Annotated in this window: 4 protein-coding genes; all 4 read right to left on the reverse strand. The window is 69.9% G+C overall.

What is annotated here, in order from left to right; all coding sequences use genetic code 11:
• Nucleotides 1-265: 265 nt before the first annotated feature.
• On the reverse strand, nt 266-1,033 hold the full coding sequence (gene lgt / locus HZB86_07540) for a prolipoprotein diacylglyceryl transferase (GenBank protein ID MBI5905392.1): 768 nt from the start codon (nt 1,031-1,033) through the stop codon (nt 266-268).
• Nucleotides 1,005-1,493: a signal peptidase II gene (lspA, locus tag HZB86_07545; GenBank protein MBI5905393.1), complete on the reverse strand. Its 489-nt coding sequence runs from the start codon at nt 1,491-1,493 to the stop codon at nt 1,005-1,007. Before lspA ends, lgt begins: the two co-directional genes overlap by 29 nt.
• Before the next feature lie 34 nt (nt 1,494-1,527).
• On the reverse strand, nt 1,528-4,311 hold the full coding sequence (gene ileS, locus HZB86_07550) for an isoleucine--tRNA ligase (protein MBI5905394.1): 2,784 nt from the start codon (nt 4,309-4,311) through the stop codon (nt 1,528-1,530).
• An 83-nt stretch (nt 4,312-4,394) separates the two neighbouring features.
• A partial coding sequence (locus HZB86_07555) for a PBP1A family penicillin-binding protein (GenBank protein MBI5905395.1) occupies nt 4,395-6,523 on the reverse strand: 2,129 nt, incomplete at its 5' end.

Raw genomic sequence — 6,523 nt, forward strand, 5'->3', positions numbered from 1 at the left:
GACTCCCGCGGCAACGCCTACATCGCCGACTACGGCAACCACGCCGTCCGCATGGTCGTCGGCGGCGCCCTGCCGTAGCGGAGTAATGTTGCAGGAGCGTCCGGAGCAGGGGCGTCCGGCGGAGTCGCCGCAGGAGGGGGGGCGTAGTGAGGTAAAGCGCAGCCGTGCAGGTTCATCGCACGGCGAGCCACGAACGGAGCCCCGCCCTCCGAGGCGGCGCAGCCGAAGTGGGAGTTCCTCTGCGGAGAAGCGAAAAAAGTGCGGGCTACTGTGTGGAGGGGGCGGTCCTCGCCCGGGAGCGGAGGATGGAGACGGCCGCGTAGGCGATCAGCACCGCGGAGACGAGCTGCGACTCGGAGAACGGCCCCAGGAACCCGCGCGGGTCGTCGCGGAAGATCTCCAGGAACGACCGCGCGACGCCGTACAGGATGATCATCGTCCAGAACCGCATCCCGGTCGTCTTGAACCGGTCCCGCGTGGCGAAGAGGAACCCGAAGATCGCGAACCCGGCCGCCGCCTCGTAGAGCTGCGTCGGGTGGAGCGGGACGTGGAGCGGGGCGAGCGACGCCGGGTCGGTGAAGGTGATCGCCCACGGAAGCGAAGTCGGCTTCCCGAAGCAGCAGCCGGCGGACGTGCACCCCAGCCTCCCGAACGCCAGCCCCAGCGGGATCCCGATCGACGAGGCGTCGGCGACCGGCAGGAACGGGATCCGGTTCCGCCGCAGGAAGACGACGCAGGCCGCCATCGCCGCCAGGAAACCGCCGTAGAAGACGAGCCCCCCGTTCCAGAGCTTCAGGATCTCGGAAGGCGACGCCGCGTACTGCCGCCAGTACACCAGGACGTGGAAGAGCCTTGCCCCGGCGATGGCGGACAGGACCACCCAGAACCCCATGTCGTAGAACTTCTCGCGGTCCATCCCCCGCCGGGCGATCTCAAGCCCCGAAACCCACAACGCGGCGAGGAAACCGGCGGCGACGAAGACGCCGTAGGAGTAGATCTTGACGCTACCGATCTGCAGCAGGACGGCGTGCATCGCTCTCCTTGCCCCAGAATATCATGTCCGCGATCAGCAGGGCGACGCCCACGGTGATCCCGATGTCCGCCACGTTGAACGTGGGCCAGTGGTGCCCGCGCCACTGCAGGTCGATGAAGTCGACCACGTACCCCAGCCGCGCCCGGTCGATCAGGTTCCCGATCGCCCCCCCGAGGATCAACCCCAGGCCGCACGGCGCGGTCCCCCTCCCCGGGAGGAGCCGGATGTAGGCGATCACGGCCGCCATGGCGAGGACGGTCGCCAGGATCAGCATCGGGTGGACCCACTTCGGATTCAGGTTCGAAAGGAGGCTGAACGCCACCCCGGTGTTGCGGACGTGGACGAGCTCGAACCAGCCCGGGACGATTTCCATCGGCTCGAAGAGGGGGAGGTTCCGCACCGTCCAGATCTTGCTCGCCTGGTCGGCGGCCGCGAGCAGCCCCGCCGAAACGGCGGGCACCGCGAATTTCCGAAGCGGCGTCACCGTTCCGCCGTCACTTTCCGAGCGCGGCCGCGCAGCGGGCGCACAGGTCGGGCGCCGCGGCGTTCGCCCCCACCTCGGGGGTGTGGTTCCAGCACCGCTCGCACTTCCCCCACGGCGCCTTCGCAACCGACACCTTCAGCCCCGGCCAAGCGGCGCTCTCGTACGTCCCGGGCCCGGAGGCGTCCCCGACCTGCAGCCCGGAGACGATCGCGACGTCGCGCACCTCGCGGGCGTGCGTCGCGAGCAGGTCCGCGAAGGGGCCGGGGGAAACGGTCACCAGCGCGTCCTGGTCGCTGCCGATCCGCTTCTCCTTCCGCGCGGCCTCCAGCGGCTGCGCGATCTCGGACCGCAGGGCGAGGATCCGCTCCCACCGGGGGATGAGCTCCCCGGCCCCGGGGATCTCCCGCGGCCCGGGCAGGTCCGCGAGGAACACGGTGTCCGGCTTGCCGGTCCAGCCGGGGAGGAATGCCCACGCCTCGTCCGCGGTGAACGACAGCACCGGCGCGATCAGCGAAAGGAGCCCCTTCGCCATCTCGAACATCGCCGTCTGCGCCGACCGCCGCGCGGGGGCCCCGGCGGGGGAGCAGTACATCCGGTCCTTCAGGACGTTCAGGTAGAAGGCGGACAGCTCCACGGCGCAGAAGTTGTTCACGGCGTGGTAGACCATGTAGAATTCGTACTCCTCGTACCCCTTCCGGACCTTCCGCACCAGCCGGTCGAAGACCGCCATCGCGTACCGGTCCATCTCCTCCATCCGCTCCACGGGGACCGCGTCCCGCTCCGGCGAGAAGTCGTCCACGTTGGCCAGCAGGTACCGGATCGTGTTGCGGATCTTCCGGTACGACTCGGCGATCCGCTCGAGGATCTCCGGCGACAGCGGGTTGTCGCCGCGGTAGTCCAGCGCGCCGACCCAGAGGCGGAGGACCTCGGCGCCGTATTTCTTGATCACCTCCCCCGGGGCGATCACGTTCCCCCGGGACTTGCTCATCGCCTCGCCCTTGCCGTCCACCACGAAACCGTGGGTGAGCACCCCGCGGTACGGCGCGACGCCGCGCGTGCCGACCGCCGCGAGGATCGACGAGTGGAACCAGCCGCGGTGCTGGTCCGATCCCTCGAGGTACAGGTCCACCGGCACGCCCAGGTCCTTCCTCCCCTCGCACACCGCGGCGTACGAGACGCCCGAATCGAACCAGACGTCGAGGATGTCCGACTCCTTGGCGAACGACGCGCCGCCGCACGACGGGCATTTCGTCCCCGGCGGGAGCAGCTCCGCGGCGTCCCGGTCGAACCAGGCGTCCGCCCCCTCCACCTCGAAGAAGTCGGCCACCCGGTCGATGAGCGCACGGTCGAGCAGGTGCTCCCCGCACCCCTCGCACCGGAAGACGGCGATCGGCACCCCCCACGCCCGCTGCCGGGAGATGCACCAGTCCGGCCGCCCGGCGATCATCCCCTCGATCCGCTCCTGCCCCCACGCGGGGATCCACCGCACCTTCCGGATCTCGGAGAGCGTCTTCTCCCGAAGCCCCGTCCGGTCCATCGAGATGAACCACTGCTTCGTCGCCCGGAAGATGACCGGCTGCTTGCACCGCCAGCAGTGCGGGTACGAGTGGGTGACCTCCCCCCGCTTCATCAGCGCTCCGGTCTCGGCGAGCTTCTCGTTCACCTTCGGGTTCGCCTCGAACACCTGCATCCCGGCGAAGAACGGGACGTCCTTCGTGAACCGCCCGTCGTCCCCGAGCGGCGCCAGGATCGGGAGCCCGTACTTCAGGCCGGTCTCGTAATCCTCCCGCCCGTGCCCCGGGGCGGTGTGGACGCACCCGGTGCCCGCCTCGAGCGTGACGTAGTCCGCCAGGACGATCAGCGAATCGCGCTCCGCGAACGGGTGACGGCACCGCATCCGCTCGAGGTGCCGCGAGCCGAACACGGCGAGCTTCTTCGGGTCGGCAAGGCCCGTTTCGGAGGCGAACCTCTCCGAAAGGCCGTCCGCGACGACGTACACTTCACCGCCCGATTCGAGCGCCGCGTATTCGAAGTCGGGGTGGAGCGCCACCCCGAGGTTGGCCGGGATCGTCCAGGGGGTGGTCGTCCAGATGACGAAGGAGACCTTCTTCCCCGCGAGCAGGGGGTGGATCCGCTCCGGCGGTTCGGCGAACGGGAACTTCACGTGGATCGAATGGGAGGTGTGGTCGGCGTACTCGACCTCCGCCTCGGCCAGCGCCGTGCGGCACGTCACGCACCAGTACACCGGCTTGGTCCCCTTGTAGACCGCACCGGTCTCGACGAACCGGCCCAGCTCCCGCAGGATCCGCGCCTCGTAGTCGAACGTCATCGTCCGGTACGGGTTCTCCCAGTCCCCCAGAACCCCCAGGCGCTTGAACTCCTCCCGCTGGATGTCGATGAACTTCGCCGCGTATTCCCGGCAGAGGCGACGCTTGGCCGCCGTCGGGATCGACTCCTTCTTCGCCCCGAGCGTCTTGTCGACCTGATGCTCGATCGGCAGGCCGTGGCAGTCCCACCCCGGGATGTACACGGAGAGCGACCCGGCCATGGTCCGGTACTTGACGATGATGTCCTTCAGGATCTTGTTCAGCGCGTGCCCGATGTGGATGTGCCCGTTGGCGTACGGGGGGCCGTCGTGGAGGACGAACGTCGGCCGGCCGGCCCGGTGCTCCACCATCCTGCGGTACAATCCGGCGGCCTCCCAGCGCGCGAGCGTCTCCGGCTCCCGCTGCGCGAGGTTCGCGCGCATCGGAAAGCCGGTCCGCGGCAGGTTCAGCGTGTCCTTGTAATCCATCTTCCCTTCTCTTTCCGTGGAGTTGGAAAACGTTTATATACCACGAGGCCCGGCGAGCCCGCAAATCTCACGGAATTGCGGGCTTAGCGGAACAGGTTGCGGAAGAGCTCCCCGATGCCGCGGAACCCCCTGCGGAACGTGTCCACCACCGGGTGGACCGGGTGCAGGGGGCACGTCTCCTTCGGCGCCGTGCCGGCGAGGTACGCCTCCCGGACCTCCTCCGGGCAGCCGGTGGTGGAGAGGTACCCGGTCTCCGGGTCGATCAGCGCGGTCTCGATCCCCTCCGGGGAACTTTGCGCCAGGGGGCCGGATTTCGGGTAAAGCCCGCGCATGAACCGGGCCCAGATGCGGAGCGCGCCCTGCGCGCCGGTCAGCCCCGTGTCGGCCCCGGAGTCGTACCCGACCCACACCGCGCAGACCGCGTCCGGCGTGTACCCCACGAACCAGGAGTCCCGGTTGGTGTCCGTGGTGCCGGTCTTCCCGGACGCGGGGAAATACACCCCCATCGCGGCGGCCGATTTCGCCGTGCCGCGCGAAAGCACCCCCTCCATCGCGTACCCGGCGAGGTACGCCGCCCGCGGATCGATCGTCCGCTCCCAGCGGACCTTCCCCGCCGCCAGGATCTCGCCGTCGGCCGTGGTCACGGAGTAGAGGGGGTACGGCTCGAACCGGATCCCGCCCGAGGCGATGGTCGCGTACGCGTAGGCGAGCTCCACCGGGGTGACCTCGAAGCTCCCCAGCGGCATCGACGGGACGGGGGAGAGCGGGCTCGCGATCCCGGCGGCGCGGGCGGTCTTCAGCACCTCGGGAAGTCCGACGTCCATCGCCAGCCGCACGGTCGCGGTGTTCACCGAATCCTCGATGGCCCGGCGGACCGTGATCCGGCCGTACGCCTTCCCCTCGAAGTTCGAAGGGGTCCACATCCCCTCCGGCGTCGGGATCGACACCGGTTCCCCGGACACGACCGTCGAGAGCGACGTCTTCCCCTTGCCGCGCGCCGCCTGTTCCATCGCCGCCAGCAGGACGAACGGCTTGAAGGCGCTCCCCGGCTGCCGCTTCGCGTCGGTCGCCCGGTTGAACTGGGTCTCCCCGTACCCGCTTCCCCCGACCATCGCGGTCATCTCCCCGGTGGCCGGGTCCACCGCGACGAGCGCCGCCTGCAGCGGCTCGCCGGCGGGGGAGGCGGCCTTCCCGAGCTCCGCCAGCCCCCGCGAGACCGCGTCCTCCGCCGCCTGCTGGTGGACGGGATCGAGGGTGGTGTAGAAGCGGTACCCGGTCCGGAACAGCTTCTCCCCGCCGAGATCGTCCTCGGTGGTCCGCTGGATGTAGTCGGCGAAGTACGCCGCGGTCTGGACGGGGGCGCGGCGCGGCCGCACGCGGACCGGGGCGGCGGACGCCCTCCGGTGCTCCGCCTCCCGGATCGACCCGAGCTCCCGCATGCGCGCGAGGACGGCGTTGCGCCGCTCCTTCGCGGCCGCGGGGTAGCGCAGCGGGGAGTACCGGTTCGGAGACCGGATGATCCCGGCGAGCAGCGCGGCCTCCTCGAGGGACAGCTCCGCCGCCCGTTTCGAGAAGTAGAACCCGGCCGCCTCCTCGATGCCGTAGATCCCGCGCGGCCCCTCCTGTCCGAAGTAGATCTTGTTCAGGTACATCTCCAGGATCTGATTCTTCGAATACCGCAGCTCGAGGACGAGGGCGTACTCCACCTCGCGCAGCTTCCGCCCGATCGTCTTCTTCGGGGACAGGAAGAAGTTCTTCGCGAGCTGCTGGGTGATGGTGGACCCGCCCTGGGCGAACCGCCGCTCCCGGATGTTGGCGACCAGGGCGCGCGCGATCCCCACGAAGTCGATCCCGAAGTGGGAGCGGAAGCGGGCGTCCTCGGCGGCCACCACCGCCTCCTGCAGCGACGCGGGGATGGAGGAGAGCGGGACCATCCGCCGCGACTCCATCCGGGGCCCGAGGATCCGGCCGACCTCCTCGGGCTCGAGCCGGATCGAGTCGAGCGGAACGCCCGCGGGGGTCACGAGCGAGGACACCCGCCCGTCGCGGACCTCGATGTCCACCGGGCCGCCGTTGTGGGGCGTCTCCTCGACGCTGTAGTCGCGGGTGAAGATGCGGATCCGGTCCGGCTCCTCCGAGTACGTGCCGGCCGACGGCGGCTTTCCGGACACCTTGCGGTAGGAGAGCCGCCGCAGCCGCTCGGAGAGGCGGA

Source organism: Deltaproteobacteria bacterium (assembly GCA_016234845.1).
GTDB lineage: Bacteria > Desulfobacterota > Deferrimicrobia > Deferrimicrobiales > Deferrimicrobiaceae > JACRNP01.